The following is a 20,527-nucleotide window of genomic DNA, read 5'->3' on the forward strand; positions in this document are numbered from 1 at the left end:
CGTTCAGGCCGATCCGCGATAGCCGACGCAGTCCCCGCTGGATAGCAGTAGCTTCACCGCATGCCCTCATAGCAACCCCGCGGTGGGTGCGGCTGAACCGAGCCGGGGTGGATCACCGTCGGTTCTTAGACCCGATGGACCGCCTCTGCGACGGGCAGCTGCGCGAGATCGAGACCCGGCTTTCCCGTCGCATGGTCACCGAGTTCGGGCTCGACCGGACCGGGCTGGCGCTGGACATGACCAAACTTTGCACCTTCATCGACACCCAGGCGACGCTAGTGCCCACCCGCCGTCAGCTCGCGGATACGCTCGGGGGCGGTGGCCTGTCGATACAGCTCTGCTCGCGCTTTATTGTGGGCAGTCGCGGCCTTGTCTTCTGCGGTTAGATGCGACCCATCCAAACCTGGTTTATGCCAAAGGTGCCAGGCTGACCCATCGACCCACCGGGTGGGGCCTGCGCACACCTCGAAGGCGATCTTCATCGCCACGTCGTCGTACCAGGCCCCCTCGAAGACCTCATCCCACTGGCCGATCGCGGACAGCGTCTCGCGACTGACGACGTTGATGGCGCCGATGCTCTCACCGTTGTCCATGGTGGATTCCGGGATGCAGTCGCCGGGCTCGATGTCGTGCGCGCGGATCCGGCCGGAGTCTTCGGGTGTGAGGTAGCGGTACTGGATGAACGGCACCACCAGACCCTGGGCCGCTGCCGCCATCGCGACGGCCTGCCGTATCTGGCTGTAGGACACCAGCATGTCGGCCTCTGCGAACACGACCACATCCGCATCTACGAACCGGGCGCCGCGATTGTAGGCCTGCGACCTGTTGAACTGTGCGTCTCCCACCCGCCCGTCGTCGCTGAGCCAGACAGGCACATCGCAGCCGTCCCAATGCTCGATGACGCGCCTCAGATTGGCCGGGCGCAGTGGGTCATTACCGCGGTCTCTGAAAGGGATAACGATGGCGACATTCATGCGTCGAGATACTGCTCTCCGATTGCGGCGTAACGCTTCCGCCACAGTGACAACTGGGCATCGGTCAGATGGGCGTGCTGTGGACCAAATGAAAGATGAGCGGTCAGAAACCCTTGAAAAATCAAGCGCGGCAGCATGTTCACCATGCCCTCATCGCCGATCTTGATTCTGGGGGTGAAGCTGCGGCCCGCGATATCCCCCGGCGATGGCGTTCCGACGCGGCGCACTATTTTGCGGACCATACGCCAGTCATAGCCAATCGTGTTGATCGACAACCAGTCGCGGGTCTTGATGAGTTTAACTGGTTGGCCGACCATTTCGCGCCAGTGCTTGAACATGTAGGTGTGGCTCATCACGGCGTACTCACCGCTGAGGTGAACATCCAACAACGGCAAGGAAAGGGCTTCGAAGCCGCTCCACAACCCCGGCTCGGTGGGCGTGCATGCCCCGTTGTTGACGACTTTCGCGGTCACCACTGACGCGCGATTGCCGTTCACGGCGTCAACGAACTCCCCGAACCGGCCCGTTTCAATGAAAACGACATCATCATCCACCTTCACGAATAGGTGATCCCGGTACTTGGGGTTGTAAGCGTAGTGACGATATACGGCATTGAACCCCAGCCACGGGGCGATGCCAAAATAGTCATTCAAGACGGTGATGCGTTCACCCTCGATAGCTCGGACGTAAAGATTGTCGTCGTCATTACGCGACAGATTCCACACGTGATATTGGACATTGGGATGCTCAGTAATGATGCGCCTGACTAGCGGGAGCTGGAGTTCCATGTTCTGCTTGCGGCCGGCGAACACGAACAGGATGACGTTCATCTACGTAATCCGAACTGCCCATTGCTGAAACGGTGACCAGTGACAGTCCAGCCGATGCCGGTGCGGTCGGCGAACACACGCCAGGCGCGCTGCTCATGCACATCGGGCCAGCGCCGTGGAATCTTTGCCACCATCTCGGCGATATCGACCCTGGACCCGGTCACGGCCTGGAGCCGACTCGCTGCGACGATGCCGGTGTTCACATCAACCCTGGTGCCCGAGTCGACAATGGTCCTACAACTTTTCACCATGAACGTCTCGAAGAAGGCAGTGGGCGTGAGCGCGGTGCCCACGCCATGGATGAAGTCGACGGCGTTCTCCCGAGCCCGCCGTTCCAGGATGTCGCGGTAGGTGGCCTTGGCGACTTCGCATCGGCCTCCCACCGACGGGTCGAACCCTCAATGTCGGTGAACAAAAACGTCACCACCCCCGAAGGAGCAGCCGCCCGGTCAGCGGACACCCCCGCAGGATCTCACAACAGACACGCTCCTACCTGGCACTTCGCCGGAATCCGACCCAGGCGTGTCACCAAACACACTCAACGGCAACGCGCAACGTCCCCGCCAGCAGCATGTCGTCGTCGAACACGTATACCGACCGGTCGACGAGCCGGATCCCGTCGGCCACGGTGGTGATCCCGAGTGTGCCCACTGCCTCGGTGCCGGCTCCGATTTGTCGTCGGTGCGATCCCGACCACCGGGCGATCGACGCGGAGCGTCAGCGTGCCGGCCGCCCGCAGTCGGGCCGGGGGTGACAAGATCGACCGCCGTTGGCGTCTCGTGCCGAGGCCTGGGCCGGCGCGTGCCGAGCATCCCTTGATCACCGCGCGGGCCATCAACATCTCCACCTGGCCGTGCCGCACCGCCAAACCAAGGCCGAGAGTCAACTCGGCGTGCACCCGCCGCGCACCGTAAGTGCCCCGAGACGCCGTGTGCACGGCGCGGATCTGGTCGGTCAGCCAGGCCTGCCGAATCGCGCGCTGGAACGGTGGCATCCGTGCGCCGTCGATTGTGCAGAGTTTGGCGGTGCCAGGGACAGGTCGACGAACCATTGCGCCGATTCAAATATTGAGGAACACCTCGCCGGTCACCGGGATGAGGGTCATTGCAGGGGAAACGGCGGCTGCCACCACCACGGTTCGTCGACAACTTCGATGGATGCCACCCACTTCACCCACCAGAACCCGCGCCGCCCCGGCGCGACGAGCCGGGCCGGACCACCGTGGCCGGCCGAGAGCGGACGGCCAGAGGCCTGCGTCGCCAGCAGCAGCGTGCCGGCTTCGCGGGCGGGGAAGCGGCGGCGGTAGCCGGTCGTCGACACGACCTCGATCGACGCCCCCTGCCGCAACCCGAGCGCTGAGAGCGGCACCCCGCGCCACTCCTGCTCGGTGAACCAGCCGCCCGTGCAGTCGAGCACGGCGCGCACGGTGCTCTGCGGGAGCGCAGCGATGGCCGCTAAGTCAAACGATCTGTCCGGGGTTCGGAGACGCCAGGCCGCAGCCGAGATGTCCGGCGCCGGGTCGAACATCCACTGCGTGACGGGAACGTTCGCGATGTTCCCCGAGCCGACCTCGTGCGATCCGGTCTCGCGACGCGGCAACCCGGGTGCGATAACCCACAGCGCCGCCGATCCCGCGACGACGCTAGTGCCGAGCAGCGCTCGCCGCCGTGTCAGGTCGGTGCGGCGCAGCAATGGCCGCCACCGGCGACGGGCGCTCCGATGATGCATCACCACGTGCGCAACCAGCAGCACCACCGCCCCCACCGCCGCACCGACATGAAGCTGCATCGGGAGTAGCCCAAGGTAGGGCCGCCATCCGCCGACCGCGTGCAGCAGCCCACTGCCGATCGCCGCCAGCACAAGCACGGTGAACGTCAGGCTGATCACCTTCCGCCATCGTCCGGGCCGCCGAAGCCCCCGCCGCGCGACGCCGATCTTGGCCGGGGCAAGCAGCAGCAGCCCCAATCCGGATGCCCCATGCACGGCGACGACCCACCGCCCGGGGCCCGGGAATCCAGCCCCGAACGCCACGACGCCACTGATGGTGGCCGTGACCACAAGCGTCAGCAGCGTGACGTTGAGCGGTCGAATCCCTCGATCCATGGCGGTCCGTCCCGAAACCCGACTAACAATGACCATTGTCCCGATCCTCACGGGACGGCAAGGTCGGCAAGCTCTTTGTGACAGATGACAAAGTCGCAGGGTGTCGCAAGAGCCGGCGCGAGCTCGGGATATAGCACTCCTCGAACTGCCCGGTCCACACCGGGCGGTAGCCGACGCGGGTACACCATGGCATCAGGAACTCCTTGCTCGGATGAGACCACTGCTGCGGCACCAGCACCTCGAGCCGCATCGTGTCGAGCCTTGCTTGCGACTCCAGCGTTCGGCGTATCAGACCAGCTCGCAGCCGATGCCTTGGCCGCGGTGAGCGGGATCAGCGACCAACTCTAAAACCGGGTTGATCTGTCCCCGCTGTTTCGATCCACGGCACGGCGGCAGGGACGTACCTCATTGACGCCCACAGCAACGCTTCACTGGCTCGATCGCCGTCCGGCCAAGATCGCCGTGGAACCGGTGGTCGTGTCGAGCACCGAGAAGCGCTGCGGGCAGTCCACATGGCGAGAGGTTCCCGACACTCGAGGGGTTCCACCCAATGAAGTTCGTTCGGCTGCGGTGTGTGACTTCCAGTCCTTCGGACCGACGGCCCTGTCCGATGACGAGCTGCGCGACGGGACCGCGGCCGCCCTGCGGCGGTTGGTGATCCGTGTCGGCGAACTGCTGGCCACCGTGCCCGCATGTGGACACCCGCCGGCGGGATCGACCTGGAACCTGACGCCGACACCGCGGTACGCGAAACCATCCGCAACACCGCGGTCACCGCCGGCCCGGCGCCGGTAAGACCGAGCTGCTGGCCCTACGAGCCGACTTCCTGATGCACACCAGCCTGCCGCTATCCCAAACCGATACTGGCCATTTCGTTCAAGGTTGATGCCGCACGCAACCTGGCGCGACGCGTCAGCGAGCGCTGCGGACCCGATCTGGCGCACGCCTGGACAGCCACACCTTCCACGCCTTCGCCAAACGCGTAATCGACCGCAACCGTGTCGTGCTGACCGGCATTAACGCGCTCGACCCCGACTACACCGTGGCCGCCGCCCGCGTACAGCACCGCACGATCCGCTTCGACGACTTCCTTCCGCTGGCCCTGACAATCGTTGAACACGAGCCCACTGTGCGGGCCTCCGTGCGGCAGACCTACACCTACGTGCTTCCCGATTAGTTCCAGGACTGCACGGCCAACCATTACGCCCTCATCCGGTACCTTTTCGCCGGGGGCAGGCCCGCATCACCGCGCTAGGCGACACCAAACAACGCATCATGACCCGACTCCTACCGGCGCCTGCTAGCCAGCACCGAACGACTCGCGGGCAACAGCGCAGACACCGAAGCCGTGCTCGCCCGCGTGACCGAATACCTGCGCGACGTCTCCGCACGGATTGACTTCGGCGAGATCGACTGCAGCCGAATGGACTCGGTACACGGGATCATCGACAGCTAAATCAAGCTCGTCGGAATCGACGCGTTGCGCGGGTGGTCGCCCGAATACGGCTATGGCACCCGGGCGACCGACCTCATCAACGCCGGCCTCATCCATTACCAGTACAACCTCGACGCCGGCTGCTCACCAGCGCGGGCGCTGCGAGGACTGGCCGAGGCCGACGCCATCCGACTGCTCACAGTGCACAAGGCCAAGGGCCTGGAATTCGAACTGGTGATCTTCTTAGCCGTGGAGGAAGAGACCTTCTGGGCCCAGCTCGACGAGGAACGCGCCGTCTTCTTCGTTCGCATCTCCCGCGCCAAACACCGCTTGATACTTACCACTGCCGAAACCCCACACGCCCAACGGCTCTGCCGCAGTGGAGGCAATGGGACAGGCAGCGCACACCGCACCAGGAATTCATGTCCTACATTGCCGAGTGACGCGGCGCTGCTCATCCGCTCGGCTAGCTCCTCCTCGATCTCGGTCAGGCTGCGCCCCTTGGTCTCTGGCACGGTGCGGGCCATGTAGGCCATGGCGTCGATGGTGATCGCCGCCTGCAGCCAGAAGATGTTCGCGGTGCCCATCGCGCTCAGCAGCAGAAGGTAGTCTCGTGCGTGCGTTCTGGCTGGCACACTTTGCCGTTGAGGGGGATGAACGAAGGTGCATAGCGGGTGACAGATAGGGAAGGGTGACATGGAGATCGCTGTCGGGCTTGATCGGGGCCTGGGACTGTCCTGGGGTCAGTATCGCGAACTCGGCAGATACGCCGCTGATCTTGGCTACCAAAGCATTTGGACCAACGCTGCCATCAGCCGCGATTCACTACACGTCTGTGCGCAGTGGTCGGTGGCGACCGCCGAGGTGGTGGCGGGTGGTATCGGGACCGGCATCTCGGTGATCCCCATCGGCTACTGGTCTCCGACAGCCTTGGCATCCGCTGCGGCCACGGTCGCTGAGATTAGCGGCGGCAGATTTGTCCTGGGAATCGGCTCCGGCGCTATTCAAAGTCCGGCCTTCCGGCGCTCGCTCGGCCTGGACGACGGCCTGCGGCCTATCGGCGCCATGCGCGAGTGGCTGGTGACGCTGCGCGCCCTGCTTGCCGGCGAGACGGTGGAACACGAGGGCAAGGCCTTCGCTTTGCACGGCATCAATCTCGGCACGCCGCCGCCGCGAGTGCCAGTAGCCATAGGTGCCCTCGGCCCAAAAATGTTGTCCCTCGCCGGCGAGGCGGCGGATGGCGCCGCCCTGAACTGGTGCACGCCCGAGCAGGTGGCGGTCAGCCGCGCGACCGTGACGCAGGGTGCGCAGGCAGCCGGTCGCGATCCGAGCGAGATCACCATGATCGAGTACATCCGCATCTGTGTGGATGATGACATCGAGGCGGCCCGCCGCGCCTACACCAAGGCACTCATGGGGTACGCCCTGGCTCCCCCTGGAGCGAACAAGGTGTTGGGATACCGAGGACACTTCGCGCGGATGGGCTTCGACGCGGCGTTGACCGAACTGGAGGATCGCCGCGATCGCGGTGCCTCCGACGAGGAACTGATCGACGCGTTCCCGATAGAGTTGGCCGAACTCGTGGGGTACTTCGGGCCCGCCTCCGGCGCCGCCACCGCTTTCCGCCGTCTGGCCGAAGGCTTGGACACCGCCATCGTGCGGGTGGTGGCTGCCCGCCCGGGGACGGAATCGATTATCGCGGTGATGGAAGCGTGTCAGCCTATGAAGCTGCCGCCTGACCGTCGTCACTAGACCCGAACCGGCCGACGGGTATGTCGAGCGCATCGAGGCCGCCCGCGACGGCGCTCAGCCCGTCCTCGACGCCTAGTACCGCCCGGTCATCGAAGAACACCCAAGATCTCGTCAGCAACAGTCCAGCCGCCGGCGCATGCCGGTGAGCTCGACAGCGCCGCGGACGAACCGCTGGGCGACGGTGGCGGCGCGTCCGAGGCGATCTCCTGGGCACTGGTGCGGGTTCACTCCGCGCTGTGCGCCGATGCGCTCGGCGCGATGGGAGAGGTGGCTGCGGCTGACGACGGATTACCTCAAGAGCCGCAGACAGTTCGGTGTCACCCTGAAAGTTCCAGACGCTCACGCAGCGCGCCGTCGATATGTACGCCCCTCACTCGAACTGCGCCCAGCATGAGCATGTAGATTGCCAGGTCGATCGCCGACGGCGACCTCGACCCGTGCTCGCGGCGCGGGCCAAACTGCAATCGGGCTGCCCGGCAGGCACATCAGCCAGGAGGCCATCCAGTTGCACGGCGGTATCGGGATGACGGCCGAGTGTCCAGTGGGGCACTACGCGGCGCGGCTGACGGCCATCGAGCACACGCTCGCCTCCGGCGGGGATCGGCGGCACGTACTGGCTGGCCAACTCGGCGGCTACGAGGTCGTCACCCTCTGAGCGTGTTAGCTTTTCGATGCGGTGGCAGGTGACGAGCGGCGGCGACTGTGAGTGCGCCGAGGACTATCAGGCGTACTTGTCATTGCGGGTGGCGATGCGGCGCCAGTGGGCGCACAGCAGCGCATATCGCTCACGCCACTGAGCAGCCCGACCACCCCGCCGGGGGTGGCATCACTACGAAGCGTGACCGCGGCGGACATCCCGCGCAGAGGGAGCCGCCGCCGGCCAATTGCGCTTGCCAACTGTCTTGTCGATGGCATTGAGCGCTCCGGTGAGCCGATCATCGTGCTGACGGACGCGACCATTCGACGTTGCGACATGGACCGCGTGGCGGGGAATCAATTCAGTGCACCGTGCGGGCTGGCGAACTCTCCGGTAGCGCCGGGTACGCGTTTCTTGTGGCGCCGCCAGGGTTCACTGGATCAAAGCAGCGTTTTCGTGGATTGCGCTGAAGTCAGCCATGTCTCGATGAAATCAACGACTCGACCGGCATCCTCGAGGACGCTGTGGGCGCCGACGTACAAATCGGGTCGAATCAGAACAACGCGAGCGTCGTCAGAGTCGATCGCATAGCGCTGGGCCAGTTCACCGAGCTGGTCCGCCACCGTGTGATCCTGGTCGAAACCCTGCCCCCCGGCCGGTGCAACAAGCACGGGTTGCACCTGGTGACCGTAGCGTTCTACGGCAGCAGTCGCGGCATCCCGCGCCAGATCAACATCGGCTGGTCGGCCCGTGCGAGGCACCAGCAACAGTGTGAACCCAGGATGGCGCAGGACGTCATAGAGCCGCTTGCTTGGATCGACAGTCAACTGAGCATCGGGAGCCCGGTCGCCTGCTTGTGGTCCAGGCACACGCTCTACAGGCGGTACGACGACGGTGTCTCGATAGTTGTGCGCCAACCCCGAAATCAGACCCACTGTGCGATCCTGCCATCCCGGTTGACGGGTAATCGCGATCCGGTCGGCCATGCCTTCACCAAACGCCATCATGAGGTCATGTGTCGCTTTCGCGCCCGCGGTGATCTGAGCGCCGATCGGTCGCCGCTCGGTTTCATACGTGTCGAGCAGTGAGTCCGGTGCTACGCGACCGAAAACGGACGCCAGCTTCCATCCGAGGTTGAATGCGTCTTGCATGCATCCGTTCATTCCTTGGCCACCCGCCGGGGAGTGAACGTGTGAGGCGTCGCCACAGACCAGAACGCGCCCCTTCCGGTAATACTCTGCCTGGCAATCTCGAATCTCCCATTGTGAGGCCCATTGTGGCTCACCGATCCGCATTCCGATTCCGATGGCATCCGCGACTTCCTGAAATGATCGTCGTGGGTCATCCGACTGGGTCATCGCGCCCGCATCGCTCAGATAGACGCGCCACAAATTGCCGGGCAGCCGAGTGACCAACATGAAGACCGAGTCACCGATGAAGTAATTCACCCAGCTGTCGTCATATCGGAAGTCCGCAATCTCAACATCCATCATGGCCATGACGCCGAGTCGCTCGCCGTGAAAGGGAATCCCGACTTTGTCTCGAACTCGACTGCGAACGCCGTCGCAGCCGACGACCCAATCGAAGGCCACCATTTCCGTTCGACCGCTTCGACTATCAGCAATTGATATTTTCACCGCTTCGGCATCCTGGCTGAGGTCGGTTAATTCGCTGCCGTATTCGGGGATGACTCCGTATTGAGCGCGAAGATGCTCGCGAAGGACCTGCTCGAAATCATTTTGGTTGATTTTGTAGTAGAAGGGGTATCGTGTCGACAGCTTCCTGAAGTCCGTCCTCGGCTTTTCGTCGTCAGAGAGCCCTTCGAAGTGGTAGACGTTGCCGGGACATGGCAGCGACACCTCTTCCAAGCGGTGAGCGACGCCAATATGCTCGAACATTTCCATCGAACGCGCGTGAAGCGTGAAGGCCCGGGTCGTGTGTGACGGTCCCGGCCGCTTCTCGACAAGGCGAATAGGCACGTTCCTGCGGAGCAGTTCGTGCGCGACAATCAGACCTACTGGCCCGGCACCGATAATGGCCACGCCGTCCTCTTTATGCATGTGCTTTCGTTCTCACTTTCGTTGCCTCGGCCTCGGGCAGGCCACGAGTTGCCAGAAGTCCCGTCGGGAAACACTGAGGGGTTGCGTGGAGGGCACGCGAACGCGCTGACCTACTCGCAACCAACGCACTGCCCCCTGACCGACTTAATGGGAAGCGCCGCCACCGTTTACGCGGGCGAGCTGGCATCAATGGGGAAACCGCCGAGCCAGCAGTTGATGTGAATTGAAGTGACTGTCTCGCCCCTCCGCCGGTGAGTGACGCCGGTGAGATTAAGCGCGCCCGAGTTGTCTTGTCAACAACTGTGAATATGCTGCAAGTTGCCAATGGATCGTCAAATCCAAGGCAGCACGGCGTTATCACGGTACCCATCGTTAAACGATACGTGTGACTTAATCCGTGCAGAGACACTTTCGTCACGGCCATGGACTCACCTGAGTTATGCGCTGCAGGTCTGATCGCCGCCTCGCCTGAGCTTGGTCCCCGGCTATGGCGAAATTGAGGTGGCGGCGGTCCTTAGCATCCGAGGGCGAGACCTAGGCGCTCGGTCCAGTGACTCTGGAGTCCAGGTATACCTCCGAGCCGCGCACAGCACGAGCCCGGGGACCCGTGACTAACCCAGCGGGCAGGCGGTCCGCCGGCGACTGGCCGCGGTCAAGCGGTAGTGCGCTCAACTGGCTAAAGGGACACGATGCATGGATGCAACCAAGCCAACCTCGTGGGCTTCAGGCGTTTGGCCTTCGCGAATCACGAGACCTAGCCAGGTGATCATTGCGAGCACGCGCCGGTGATCAGCTCCCACAGCTCATCTAGGCGGTCAACGTCGGAGCTGGTCAGGTGCCGGATGAATAACCTATGCACGCCGGCAAAGTGGACGTCCATTGCAGATTGCAGTTCCTTCTCGCCAAGCGCCGTCAACCGGGTGGTCACGGCCTGCCTTCCAGACGCGCTGTTCCTTTCAACGATGCCCCGGCGTTCGAGACGAGACACGATGCGGGTAATTCCGCTCGGAGTTACCAATACTGCGCGGGCCAGATCGGTCATCCTCAAAGTGTGTTCAGGCCTGCGCCAGAGTTGGTAAAGGACGTCAAACTCGCTCAACGATAAAGTCGTTCGATTCCTCAAGTCCGCCTCCAAGGCTGGAAGCAGAGCAGCCCGCGTCTCGAGAAACCCACGCCAGGCTCGCAATTGGCGCCTACTCAAGTGGGGCACTTTAGGCCCTTCGGGAAGTCGCTCGTTCTTCGGGCCGGACTCCTTCGACACGGGGTTGCGCTGACGGTCTCTGTAAGCCTCTTGCCGGCATGCCTGTGAGCAGTACCGAGGTGGGCGGCCCCGCTGACGCACTTCGAGCGCCTTCTGGCATGACAAGCAAGTAGAGACGACCGTTCGGTGCGGTTGTGACGAAAGATCCACTCAACCACATTACGTCACGGTCGCATCCTTTCAATAGCAGCCTTACAGCCGCCCGCGAAGGCATCGAAGGTTAACGTTTCGTCACAGACGCGTGGTGCTCCGTTGTGCGTCGAATATCGTTCTTAGCGCGTAAGGGAGGCGTCATCCTAGGGCGCAGGCCCCCCATATTCGTTGACGCGGCAATCAGCTCGCGCTAGTGTGAGCGCAGTAAGCGCTTGAACTTGACAAGCCAGCAATAGACAGCTCGGGGTATTGAGGGCACAGCCTTGCTCGGACGCGTACACCCGCGGGTGCGCCAACTCCAGCTAGAGGAATTCGATGCACCGGATGATGTCCTTGATCACGGGCCGACGGGGCCGTCCGGCGACCCGCGTGACCGAGGAGCATGAGTAGCAATGGCGGCAACGGCCGACGACAAGCAACCACCACACTCACCACATGTGGTCTCCGGGGCGGGGGTAATCGAGGAACTACCCCGCATTGTCGACGACTTCGGTTTCTACAGTCCACTCGTGGTCCTGGGCCACGGCAATACGTCGCTGGCCGATCGAATCAAAACCCTACTTAGCGGTCGGGTCAGTGGCTCGTTCAACGATGCGGTCACGCACGTTCCAGCCTGGCAAGCGAACCTCGCCGTGGCATGCGCCCAAGAGGTACACGCGGACGCCGTGATTGCTATCGGGGGCGGCTCGAGCGCTGGATACGCCAAGGTCATAGCGTTGGCGCTAGGCCTTCCATGGATCGCGGTTCCTACCACCTTGAGTGGCGCTCACATGACCACGCGTTACCTTGTCACCACCGAGCTCGGCAAGGAGTCTGGTTGGTCAACGCGGGCGGCAGTCCGCGCAGTCGTTTATGATCCCAACCTCCTGGTAACGGTGCCAAGGCCAGTGCTGGCCTCGAGCGGAATGAGCGCCATCGGCGCGTGCCTCGAAGTCCTGGCCAGTGGGAGTAGCGGCAAGGCCTGTGACGCCGAACGTGGTCTGAACTTGCTGTGGAAGACACTTCCACGGTTGGTCGATGGACGGGCGCACGAAGACGACCGGATTGAATCATTTCAGGGCGCGCATCTCGCTGGCCGCGCTCTTGAAGCTACCGGCCCGGGGTCGGCTCAGCTGCTCGCTGAAGAACTGGGTGCGGTCCACGGAAGCAACCATGGCGCCCTGGTGGCATGCCTAGCGCCCAAGATCGGACGAAACGTCGCGGCTGGGCGCAACGTGGGCAGTCCTGGCAAGACACCCGATCTGATTCGCGAATTTGCGCGGAGCCTGGGCTTCGCAGTCGAACTCGACCAGGTCTGCCCAAGTCCCGATCTCGCGACGCTCACCGACCGGTGGGCGGCCCGGCCTGATCTCGCCGGGATGGTGGATGTAGAGATCTTGCGATCGCTCCTCGACGCAGATGATTGCCATTCCAGCCCACGTTGAACCGGCGCACTCGAGACTCACCTTGCACGAAAGGGGCCGCCACTGATGGCCTACGACAACGGTGGCATTGCCGTGCGGCCGCGCGGCGGGAATTTCGCGAGCCCCGATGTCCTGCGAAACCCTTTGTTGAAGTCACCGGCATGCTAGCCGCCTTTGCAGGGAGACACAGTCCGGACGAATCTTGTTCATGGGGTTCATTCAGCAACTTGGGACGAGAGCTGGATCTGCTGGGGAGAAATCGCACGATGCTGATCGCGTTGAATCGCCACGCGCCGGCGACGTAGCAGGCGCAGGAAATGCCCTCAGGGCGTATGGCGCTGGCCTGGAGGCAAATCCGACAGCATGCGCGGCGGCGCTCGCACAGCGCGCGACCGATGCGGCGCACGACCGTGACGTTGACATCCCGATCACGATCGGTGGTGGAAGCGCGATCGGACTAGGCAAGGCGGCCGCCGTGAGCACCGGCCTGCCGCTGCTTGCGGTGCCGGCCAGCTCGACACCACGCGGCAGGCCGAAGCCGCGCGCTCATACCAACTCGGATTCCAACACTGCCGTAACGGTGGTCGTAGTCGCGATCAGACACTGCCGCGGTGTGGTCAGTGATAGTCGGCGGACGCGGTGGCACCCGACCTGCCGGCGGGGGTGTTGGGAGTGCAGACTGACGGGGGGTTGGAGCTTGCAGCCAAGAAGTCGGGGACCCTGCAGAACAATCCGTTGTTCCACAGGGTCCCCCAGGCTGCCCGCCAAAGTTAGTCAGTCGCAACCGACCGGGGCCGTGCCGACCCTGCTTTCAGCGTTCCCCGCCGTGACCATCGGGGGTGTAGCTGAGCTGATAGCGACGGTAACGCTCTGCGCCGATTGCCTCCATCGCTGCTGGCACCGGATTGGGATCTTGCAGGAATGGTTCCTCCTCGTCACACGCGTGAGTCCACGTCGCGAACTCCAGCGCGATGTTGTTGACGGGATCATCGAAGTAAAGCGAGTGGCAGAAGCCGTGATCAAGATCCGACTTGATCTTGATACCGTTCTCCTCGAGGTGGTTCTTGGCCTTCTGTAGTTCACCCTCGGACGGTACCGTCATCGCGAGATGGTTGCCGGCGCCCAAGAGTGAGTTATCCGCTGGTATAACGACATCCGGGAACTCGAAGAACGCGATCGTGTCTTGTTCGCTGATGCGAAAGAAGTAGTGCCGACTGCCACCAAGATTACCCGGTACTGCGCCAGGAAAGGGGTCAGGATTGGGCAAGCTCAGTGTAACGACGACGGGGAATCCGAGGATCCCGTTGTAGAACTTAACCGTCTCGTCCATGTTGTTCGTGACGAAAGCCATGTGGTGGCATCCCGTTGTGCGTACGCGCATGCAATTCTCCTTTGTACTGATCCGTATCTCATCTGCGGGACCTGCTTCGGCTCGCCTTAACACTATATGCATGTGCTTGTTGCATCAATGACTTTAGTGACGTGTTAAACAGATGGTTGTGACGGCCAGTTCTTCGATATCCCAACATCTTAGTGCCACTAGCCTCTAGTCCGATGTCCACGTTTCGTTGTGACGTAATGGTGGATTGTGACGAAATCCAAGACGTTGTTCTGCAGCAGGCTGAAGAAGCTCTCCATCGCTACGTTGTCACCCGCAGCGCCGACGCGTCCCATCGACCCGACCATGTCGTAGCGGCCGAGGGCATGGAGGAATTTCCGGCTCCGAAACTGGCTGCCGCGGTCGCTGTGAAGCACGCGCCCGGCGACAGTCACCGCGTCGAGCGACTGCACTGACCAACGCCGTAATGGCTAGCCGAGATTCCATCCGGGAATCAATGCTGTAGCCGACGATGCGGTTGGAGAACACATCCTTGATCGCACAGACGTAGAGCTTGCCTTCGCCGGCTTGAATTCCAGCAGTCGTTGCAACGGTCGGCATTATGACGCGTTCATTAAAGCAGCAAGACGTTCCGTTGGGGTCTGCCAATCGAGTGACTTTCGTGGCCTGGTGTTGAGTTCGTCGGCGACCGCCTCAAGATGCTCGACGGACTGATGCGACAGGTCAAGTCCCTTCGGGAAGTACTGGCGCAGCAACCCGTTCGTGTTCTCGTTGCTGCCGCGTTGCCAGGGAGACGCCGGCTCACAGAAATAGACATCCATGTTGGTCGCGACGGTGAATGCGCGATGCTCTGACATCTCGGCGCCTTGGTCCCAGGTCAGCGTGCCGCGCAGCGTTTCGGGCAGCCGGGAAACGGTCGTGATGAGGGTGTCACGAACAATCTCGGCGCTGCGGTCGCGCCCAACCAGCCCGAGCATCACAAAGCGGCTGGACCGTTCAACCAAAGTGGCGATCGCTGATCCTTGGTTGGCGCCGATGATGAGGTCGCCCTCCCAATGGCCCGGGATGGCGCGATCGCCAACCTCGGCCGGTCGCTCACTGATTGGTTTCATCGGGTCGACGAACCGGGGCCGACGCGCATCGGATCTTCTCTGCGGCTTACGGACTCCGCGACCGCGACGCAACCCGCTCACCAACTCGCGCTTGAGCTCAGCGCGGGCATGCACGTAGATCGCCTGATAGATCGTCTCGGTGCGCACCTGCATCTCCGGCCGGTCAGGGAAGTCTCTGGACAGCCGATTGCTGATCTGCTCCGGCGACCACTTCTTCTTCAGTTTGGCCTTGACGTAGGCCAGCAGCTCAGTGCTGGCAAGCACTTTCAGCGGGCGCTCGCGAATCCGGCGCTGCGCGGACAACCGATGCGCGGTGTGTGGAAGGTACCCGGACTTGGACACGGTGTTGCGCTTCAATTCTCGGCTGATCGTCGACGGCGCCCGCTGCATCGCGGCCGCGATCTTGCGGATCGAGATACCCGTCGAGTGTAGGTCCTTGAGGTGCTCGCGCTCGAGCAGGCTCAAGTAACGCGGATCAATAACCTTTTCAACCCGGTTCAAGTCGACGGTGCCGCCGATGTGGCGCTTGGGACGTGCAGGCTTCATGGTTGTGATTGTCGGCTCCGGGTAGCGCGCACAATGCGACCATCCGGGTAGACCCGGCCACGATGGATGATCGTGATGCCTTTGTCCCAGTCGGTAGCCGAACGGTTTACGGCACCGACCTTCCTGGCGGCTTCGCGCCGCGTGAGCCCCTCGGAGCGAAGCCGCAGAAACTCCTCCCGGCGCGGATTGACCTTGCGGGCCTCACTGGTGAAGATCCCGGCCTTACGCGCCCAGGCGTACGCCGTGGGGCGATGAATCCCCGTGTCGCGAGCAGCGGTCGAGATGTTTAGCCGCTCCGCTACCAGCCGTAGAAACTCGGCCTTCTCCTGTTCGGTGTACCTGCGTGGTGCACGCCGCTGCATCACCAGCCCGGCCTGTCGGACCCAGCTATATGCCGCATGGACGTTCACCCCTGCCGCATCAGCGGCCGCCCTTACACTGCCATCTCTGTCGAGCAGCTCAAAGAACTGCGCCTTCTGTTCCTTGCTGTACTTCGGTCCCGACAACATCGCCACCCTTCGTGAAGTGTTGCAACGACTACTGGAACCCAAGCGGTGCGGTGTTCAGTAATGTCAGCCAGCCACAACTGATTTGACGCATCAGCGGTGAGGTTCCGGCCCACCAGATCGTCGTGCACAGGTGGGCCGACCTTCCCGTTTTTACCCCGTTTGCGCTTCCTGAACGCACTCCACCAGCCATTGCTGGAACAGATCCGCCAGGCAGTGTGCTCGGCCATCGGCTGCCCAGCGTCGTCGGCCTCGGCGACCAGGAAGCGGTAGCCGAACTCCGGGTCGCCGCGGTGGACGTCGAACAAGGCGTTGGCGCGGTAAGCCTGCACGCCCGCCGCCCGGCGCAGCACCTCATTCTCCTGCTCCAGCAGCCGGTTTCGGCGACGCAATTCCCGCAGCTCGACCGATTCCCCAGTCGTCCTTCCGGTACGGCACCGCCGGCGATATCGGCCTGCCGTAGCCACTTGACAGCGTCACGGGGTGCACTCCGAAATCGGCGGCGATCTGCTCGATCGTCACACCGTCCTCACGGTTGCGGGCGACGCACCACGTCGTCGCGGAACTCTTTCGGATACGGCCTTGCCATGGTGACATCCTTTCAGCTCGTCCATCCTGGGCAAGCGATCTCGGGTGTCACCTATCCGTGCAGCAGACCCCACTTCAGGGTCGATGTCTGGTGAGGTGATGTGGGCGCTGATGTGTTTCCACATCTGGTCGCGGGATCCGAACTGTCCGTCGCGGAGTCGATGGGTGGTACCGGTGACGTGCCAACGATCCGTCGAAGACCATCCCGTCGTCATCAGCGCCGCGCTCGACCTCACCGGCGGGCATGTGACCGGTGCGATCGCCCAACTGGGGCTGATGCCCGATCCCCATCTGGCGCGGCAACGTTGGTTCCAGGGAACGATCGCGGGCACCGCAGCGTCCCAGGACGACGCGCACACCGTCACCGACGAACTCATCGGCCGCCGCGTGCGCTACGCCTACAGCAGCAGCGACGTCTACGACCACGTGTACCTCAACGAGAACCTGTTCACCTGGTTCTGCGTCGGAGGCACCGAACTGGGCTGCGGAGACACCGAAAGCTCTACCTACTGGAAGCTGCGCAACAACACCTGTCTGTTCGCGTGGTTGGAGAAGAACCTCGGTATCGAGGGGATGGTCCTCATCGACTTGGCGGCACATCGGACGGTCGGCATCCAGTTCGCCCTCGATCAGGTGACCGGAGAGCTGGTCAACATCACGATGGGCTCGTGCGCCCAGGAATTCGAACGCACACCCGCGATCAGCGAGGCCCGGCCCGGTCGGCCATCCACGCTCACTGAACCGCAACCCGCTCCCACAGCCGCCCAGAAACCCTCGCTCCACACCCCCTACCCCGGAGTCGTCAATGTCCAACCGCGAAGCATTACCCTCCAGCGAAGATCCTGGCGCACAGCCGCTTTCACCGTCGCCCTCTGACCGGGCGGGCCTGCGGCCCGGACACCTCGGGGCGGGGGCGATCATCTTCGTCGTCGCCGCGATGGCTCCGATGGCGGCCCTCGTGGGCGCATCACCGATCGTGTTCTCCGCCCAAGGCGCCACGGCGCTCATGGTCTACCTGTTGGGGGCACTGCTGTTCGTGGTGTTCTCGGTTGATTACGTCGCAATGAGCCGCCACATCACCAACGCCGGCGGCTTCGTCGCCTACATCGCCCAGGACCTTGGCACGCGGACCGCGACCGCCGGGGCCGCCCTCGCCATCTTGTTCTACGGCACCTTGCAGTCCGCGCTATGGTCCCAATTCTGGGTCTTCGCCTGATCTCTGATAGCCGACAAGCTCGGAGTCGAGCTTCCCTCCTGGGTGATCCTGTTCATCGCACCCGCCACGGTGACCTGTCTCGTGACATTGGGCGGCGACCTCAGCGTCAAGGTGCTGGGAATCCTGGTGGCACTGGAGATCGTCGCGTTCGTCGTGCCCGCATCGCGATCATCGTCCACGGGGGCGGAGCGTCGGGCAACTCGTTGACGGCCTTCAACCCCTCCGATCTTCTCGGACCCTCCTGCGACCTCTGGGTTTGAGCTAACCAGTCGCCGTCTCACGCCCCCTCCCGCGTCCCAAGCTTGCAGCCCACGACGAATTGCGCGTCCAAGTCATCACGTCACGTTCCACGCCATTTCGGCACCTGCGCCGCATTTCGTTCCCAAATCCCTTCCCAAGCTTGGTGCGGCACTGCGCCCTTCGCAGTAATCGAGGCGAGGCGCGACTGCTGGATAAAGTGCTGGACCCGCGCCCCAAGTCTCCGGGGGTGGATCGCTACGGCATCAACACGCTCAGCGTGTTGTTGTCGATCGCCCACGAGGCACATGCACTTAGCCGAGGCTCCCGGTCGGCTTCGGGGTGATGTTGGCGTTCCCGCGGAACAGGTTCGTCGGGTCGTACTTCGCCTTGAGATTTGCCAATCGCGCATAGTGGCTGCCGAACGCGCCACTGATTTCTTCGGCGTCGCCGTCAGCAACACCGTTCACGTACACCCCGCCAGTCGAGAACGGTCGCAGCGAACGCCACGCCTCGCGCGTCCACTCGATCTGGGTGGCGTCCTCGGCGGGGTCCTCCCAGCTGGTGAGAAGCACGCCGTCCCAGCGGGCGTCGCGGTTGGCGAATGCGGTTGCTGTGGGTGGGATGCGGTTCGCCGCGTTGCCCAGTTGTTGAAGCAGGATCGCAGTCATCGGCGACGGAACGGAGTCGAACAGCTCGATCAGCTGCGAGATCGCGCCATCGGACAGCTCGCGAACCAGAGTCGACTTCCAGTAGTAGCGGCGACCCCTGGGGAAGCTCGCGTCGAGCGCCTGCTGAAACGTGGTGTACGGCACCGGGCCGATCTCATCCAGTATGGGTGCACCGAACTCGCGCAGGGGCCGCAGCGCCTGCTCCCCCTCGTCGATGCCACCGCAATGGCACGCCGCCACGACCACCACCTTGACGCCGTCGGGGGTGGTGAGAAATCCGGCGATGGTGTTGATCTCGTCAGGGATCGTCTCCACGAACTGCCGGTAGAAACGCAGCACATCGACGGCCCGCTCCATCGGGTGCGCCACCAGGCCGGCCACCACCATCGGTCCGACGGGATGGAGCTGGAATGTAAAGGTCGTGACGACCCCGAAGTTGCCGCTGCCCCCCCGCAACGCCCAGAACAGATCAGGGTTCTCACTCTGAGAGGCTCGCAACAGCTGTCCATCCGCCGTCACAACCTCCGCTTCGAGGAGATTGGCGCAGGCCAACCCGTAGCGACCGGCCAGCCAGCCGAGACCCCCTCCCAAGGTCAGGCCGGCAATTCCGGTATCGGAGTTGGTTCCGCCGGTCGTCGCCAACCCGTCCCGTTGGGTGGCGGCGTCGAACTCCGCCCACCGCAAGCCAGGTTCGGCGTGGGCGGTGCGGGCCTCGGGATCGACCCTCAGCCCCTTCATCAGCGAGAGATCAATCATCATCCCGCCCTCACACACCGCGTTGCCTGCCGTGCTGTGATCACCGCCTCGCACCGACACAACGACGCCGGTGGCGCGGGCAAAGTTGACGGAAGTGACCACATCGGCGGCGTCCACGCAGCGGGCAATCAGGGCCGGCCTGCGATCGATCATCCCGTTGAAGATCCGTCGCGATTCGTCGTAACCCGGATCAACAGGCTCCAGAACCGGACCGCTCAACGTGCCGGCCAGCCCGCGGATGTCCTTCGCCTCAAGAGGCCGCGACATACCGTCGATACCGCGAATCTCAGACATCGACAGCCTCCTCGCTGCCACCACGCTGCGATGACCCGGGCCCGCCGGGCATGGTTTAGGCCAACTGGCCCAACTCGATGGGGAGCCGGTATAAATCGTGGCTCAGGGTTTCATGTGACAACTGACGCGCGGCACTCATTGAGACGACTTCCCCGGTCTAAGGCAGTGTGGAATCGGTTAGAGCGAACTCGGGGCGAGGCTCTGATCCGCGTTCTGCTTCACGAAAACCCGCCAAAGCCAAGTGTGCGCTTATCCGCCCTCGGTTGGAAGTGAGTGTTGAGGGGCCCCGACTAACAATGACCTTGTCCCGATCCTCACGGGACGGCAAGGTCGGCAAGCTCTTTGTGACAGATGACAAAGTCGCAGGGTGTCGCAAGAGCCGGCGCGAGCTCGGGATATAGCACTCCTCGAACTGCCCGGTCCACACCGGGCGGTAGCCGACGCGGGTACACCATGGCACCAGGAACTCCTTGCTCGGATGAGACCACTGCTGCGGCACCAGCACCTCGAGCCGCATCGTGTCGAGCCTTGCTTGCGACTCCAGCGTTCGGCGTATCAGACCAGCTCGCAGCCGATGCCTTGGCCGCGGTGAGCGGGATCAGCGACCAGCTCTAAAACCGGGTTGACTCATGCTCGGGGACTCGCCACTGGGCA

Annotated in this window: 17 protein-coding genes and 5 pseudogenes; 10 read left to right on the top strand and 12 right to left on the bottom strand. The window is 63.3% G+C overall.

Annotation, left to right across the window (positions count from 1 at the left end; translation table 11 throughout):
• Nucleotides 1–62: 62 nt before the first annotated feature.
• Nucleotides 63–266: pseudogene (locus ACVWWN_RS32525) on the top strand (IS1634 family transposase); the annotation flags it as partial.
• Between the two features lie 9 nt (nucleotides 267–275).
• Here the strand turns inward: ACVWWN_RS32525 and ACVWWN_RS32530 are convergent.
• From ACVWWN_RS32530 to ACVWWN_RS32555, 6 genes and pseudogenes are all read right to left on the bottom strand, one after another.
• Nucleotides 276–974, bottom strand: a complete 699-nt coding sequence (locus ACVWWN_RS32530; protein WP_457147530.1) for a glycosyltransferase family 2 protein — start codon at nucleotides 972–974, stop codon at nucleotides 276–278.
• The gene (locus tag ACVWWN_RS32535) at nucleotides 971–1,804 is read right to left on the bottom strand and encodes a hypothetical protein (protein WP_457147531.1); all 834 of its coding nucleotides are present in this window, start codon (nucleotides 1,802–1,804) and stop codon (nucleotides 971–973) included. Before ACVWWN_RS32535 ends, ACVWWN_RS32530 begins: the two co-directional genes overlap by 4 nt.
• A complete protein-coding gene (locus ACVWWN_RS32540) occupies nucleotides 1,801–2,187 on the bottom strand; it encodes a hypothetical protein (protein WP_457149494.1) in 387 nt (128 codons plus the stop codon). Before ACVWWN_RS32540 ends, ACVWWN_RS32535 begins: the two co-directional genes overlap by 4 nt.
• A 142-nt stretch (nucleotides 2,188–2,329) precedes the next feature.
• Nucleotides 2,330–2,455 (bottom strand): hypothetical protein, encoded by a 126-nt coding sequence (locus ACVWWN_RS32545; RefSeq protein ID WP_457149495.1) that lies wholly within the window; start codon nucleotides 2,453–2,455, stop codon nucleotides 2,330–2,332.
• A gap of 172 nt (nucleotides 2,456–2,627) precedes the next feature.
• Nucleotides 2,628–2,855: pseudogene (locus tag ACVWWN_RS32550) on the bottom strand (IS3 family transposase); the annotation flags it as partial.
• A 50-nt stretch (nucleotides 2,856–2,905) separates the two neighbouring features.
• Nucleotides 2,906–3,943, bottom strand: coding sequence for a molybdopterin-dependent oxidoreductase (locus tag ACVWWN_RS32555; protein WP_457147532.1), 1,038 nt, complete (start codon nucleotides 3,941–3,943; stop codon nucleotides 2,906–2,908).
• A 372-nt stretch (nucleotides 3,944–4,315) separates the two neighbouring features.
• On the opposite strand from ACVWWN_RS32555, the gene ACVWWN_RS32560 reads away from it, so the two are divergent.
• The 5 genes and pseudogenes from ACVWWN_RS32560 to ACVWWN_RS32580 form a co-directional block, all read left to right on the top strand.
• Nucleotides 4,316–4,702, top strand: coding sequence for a hypothetical protein (locus ACVWWN_RS32560; RefSeq protein ID WP_457147533.1), 387 nt, complete (start codon nucleotides 4,316–4,318; stop codon nucleotides 4,700–4,702).
• A 208-nt stretch (nucleotides 4,703–4,910) separates the two neighbouring features.
• Nucleotides 4,911–5,084, top strand: coding sequence for a hypothetical protein (locus ACVWWN_RS32565; protein ID WP_457147534.1), 174 nt, complete (start codon nucleotides 4,911–4,913; stop codon nucleotides 5,082–5,084).
• Between the two features lie 303 nt (nucleotides 5,085–5,387).
• Nucleotides 5,388–5,873, top strand: coding sequence for a 3'-5' exonuclease (locus ACVWWN_RS32570; RefSeq protein WP_457147535.1), 486 nt, complete (start codon nucleotides 5,388–5,390; stop codon nucleotides 5,871–5,873).
• A 165-nt stretch (nucleotides 5,874–6,038) separates the two neighbouring features.
• Nucleotides 6,039–7,094, top strand: coding sequence for an LLM class flavin-dependent oxidoreductase (locus tag ACVWWN_RS32575; protein WP_457147536.1), 1,056 nt, complete (start codon nucleotides 6,039–6,041; stop codon nucleotides 7,092–7,094).
• 144 nt (nucleotides 7,095–7,238) lie between these two features.
• Nucleotides 7,239–7,749: pseudogene (locus ACVWWN_RS32580) on the top strand (acyl-CoA dehydrogenase family protein); the annotation flags it as partial.
• A 422-nt stretch (nucleotides 7,750–8,171) separates the two neighbouring features.
• Here ACVWWN_RS32580 and ACVWWN_RS32585 read toward each other — a convergent pair.
• Both ACVWWN_RS32585 and ACVWWN_RS32590 read right to left on the bottom strand, forming a co-directional pair.
• On the bottom strand, nucleotides 8,172–9,791 hold the full coding sequence (locus ACVWWN_RS32585) for an FAD-dependent monooxygenase (protein ID WP_457147537.1): 1,620 nt from the start codon (nucleotides 9,789–9,791) through the stop codon (nucleotides 8,172–8,174).
• Between the two features lie 766 nt (nucleotides 9,792–10,557).
• On the bottom strand, nucleotides 10,558–11,202 hold the full coding sequence (locus tag ACVWWN_RS32590; RefSeq protein WP_457147538.1) for a MarR family winged helix-turn-helix transcriptional regulator: 645 nt from the start codon (nucleotides 11,200–11,202) through the stop codon (nucleotides 10,558–10,560).
• A gap of 395 nt (nucleotides 11,203–11,597) precedes the next feature.
• Between ACVWWN_RS32590 and ACVWWN_RS32595 the strand changes: the two genes are divergently transcribed.
• Nucleotides 11,598–12,629: an iron-containing alcohol dehydrogenase gene (locus tag ACVWWN_RS32595; RefSeq protein WP_457147539.1), complete on the top strand. Its 1,032-nt coding sequence runs from the start codon at nucleotides 11,598–11,600 to the stop codon at nucleotides 12,627–12,629.
• Nucleotides 12,630–13,419: 790 nt separating this feature from the next.
• Here the strand turns inward: ACVWWN_RS32595 and ACVWWN_RS32600 are convergent.
• The 3 genes and pseudogenes from ACVWWN_RS32600 to ACVWWN_RS32610 all read right to left on the bottom strand — a co-directional run bounded on the left by ACVWWN_RS32600 (nucleotide 13,420) and on the right by ACVWWN_RS32610 (nucleotide 15,967).
• The gene (locus tag ACVWWN_RS32600; protein WP_457147540.1) at nucleotides 13,420–13,989 is read right to left on the bottom strand and encodes a VOC family protein; all 570 of its coding nucleotides are present in this window, start codon (nucleotides 13,987–13,989) and stop codon (nucleotides 13,420–13,422) included.
• A 215-nt stretch (nucleotides 13,990–14,204) separates the two neighbouring features.
• Nucleotides 14,205–14,508: pseudogene (locus ACVWWN_RS32605) on the bottom strand (transposase); the annotation flags it as partial.
• Nucleotides 14,509–14,546: 38 nt separating this feature from the next.
• A pseudogene (locus ACVWWN_RS32610) lies at nucleotides 14,547–15,967 on the bottom strand (IS30 family transposase).
• Nucleotides 15,968–16,873: 906 nt separating this feature from the next.
• On the opposite strand from ACVWWN_RS32610, the gene ACVWWN_RS32615 reads away from it, so the two are divergent.
• The 3 genes from ACVWWN_RS32615 (at nucleotide 16,874) to ACVWWN_RS32625 (ending at nucleotide 18,122) form a co-directional block, all read left to right on the top strand.
• A complete protein-coding gene (locus ACVWWN_RS32615) occupies nucleotides 16,874–17,575 on the top strand; it encodes a MoaF C-terminal domain-containing protein (RefSeq protein ID WP_457147541.1) in 702 nt (233 codons plus the stop codon).
• A gap of 70 nt (nucleotides 17,576–17,645) precedes the next feature.
• Nucleotides 17,646–17,915 carry a hypothetical protein gene (locus ACVWWN_RS32620; RefSeq protein ID WP_457147542.1) on the top strand — a complete coding sequence of 90 codons (270 nt, stop codon included), beginning with the start codon at nucleotides 17,646–17,648 and terminating at the stop codon, nucleotides 17,913–17,915.
• Nucleotides 17,916–17,996: 81 nt separating this feature from the next.
• Nucleotides 17,997–18,122 (top strand): hypothetical protein, encoded by a 126-nt coding sequence (locus tag ACVWWN_RS32625; protein ID WP_457147543.1) that lies wholly within the window; start codon nucleotides 17,997–17,999, stop codon nucleotides 18,120–18,122.
• Nucleotides 18,123–18,466: 344 nt separating this feature from the next.
• Here ACVWWN_RS32625 and ACVWWN_RS32630 read toward each other — a convergent pair whose 3' ends face one another.
• On the bottom strand, nucleotides 18,467–19,873 hold the full coding sequence (locus tag ACVWWN_RS32630) for an FAD-binding oxidoreductase (protein WP_457147544.1): 1,407 nt from the start codon (nucleotides 19,871–19,873) through the stop codon (nucleotides 18,467–18,469).
• Between the last annotated feature and the right edge of the window lie 654 nt (nucleotides 19,874–20,527).

The organism is Mycobacterium sp. URHB0021 (assembly GCF_054057895.1).

Excerpts from the sequence above, each read along its gene's own strand:
- ACVWWN_RS32600 (WP_457147540.1), bottom strand. The coding sequence starts at position 13,989 with ATGCGCGTACGCACAACGGGATGCCACCACATGGCTTTCGTCACGAAC.
- ACVWWN_RS32555 (WP_457147532.1), bottom strand. The coding sequence starts at position 3,943 with ATGGTCATTGTTAGTCGGGTTTCGGGACGGACCGCCATGGATCGAGGG.
- ACVWWN_RS32595 (WP_457147539.1), top strand. The coding sequence starts at position 11,598 with ATGGCGGCAACGGCCGACGACAAGCAACCACCACACTCACCACATGTG.
- ACVWWN_RS32585 (WP_457147537.1), bottom strand. The coding sequence starts at position 9,791 with ATGCATAAAGAGGACGGCGTGGCCATTATCGGTGCCGGGCCAGTAGGT.
- ACVWWN_RS32530 (WP_457147530.1), bottom strand. The coding sequence starts at position 974 with ATGAATGTCGCCATCGTTATCCCTTTCAGAGACCGCGGTAATGACCCA.
- ACVWWN_RS32535 (WP_457147531.1), bottom strand. The coding sequence starts at position 1,804 with ATGAACGTCATCCTGTTCGTGTTCGCCGGCCGCAAGCAGAACATGGAA.
- ACVWWN_RS32630 (WP_457147544.1), bottom strand. The coding sequence starts at position 19,873 with ATGTCTGAGATTCGCGGTATCGACGGTATGTCGCGGCCTCTTGAGGCG.
- ACVWWN_RS32620 (WP_457147542.1), top strand. The coding sequence starts at position 17,646 with ATGGCGGCCCTCGTGGGCGCATCACCGATCGTGTTCTCCGCCCAAGGC.
- ACVWWN_RS32575 (WP_457147536.1), top strand. The coding sequence starts at position 6,039 with ATGGAGATCGCTGTCGGGCTTGATCGGGGCCTGGGACTGTCCTGGGGT.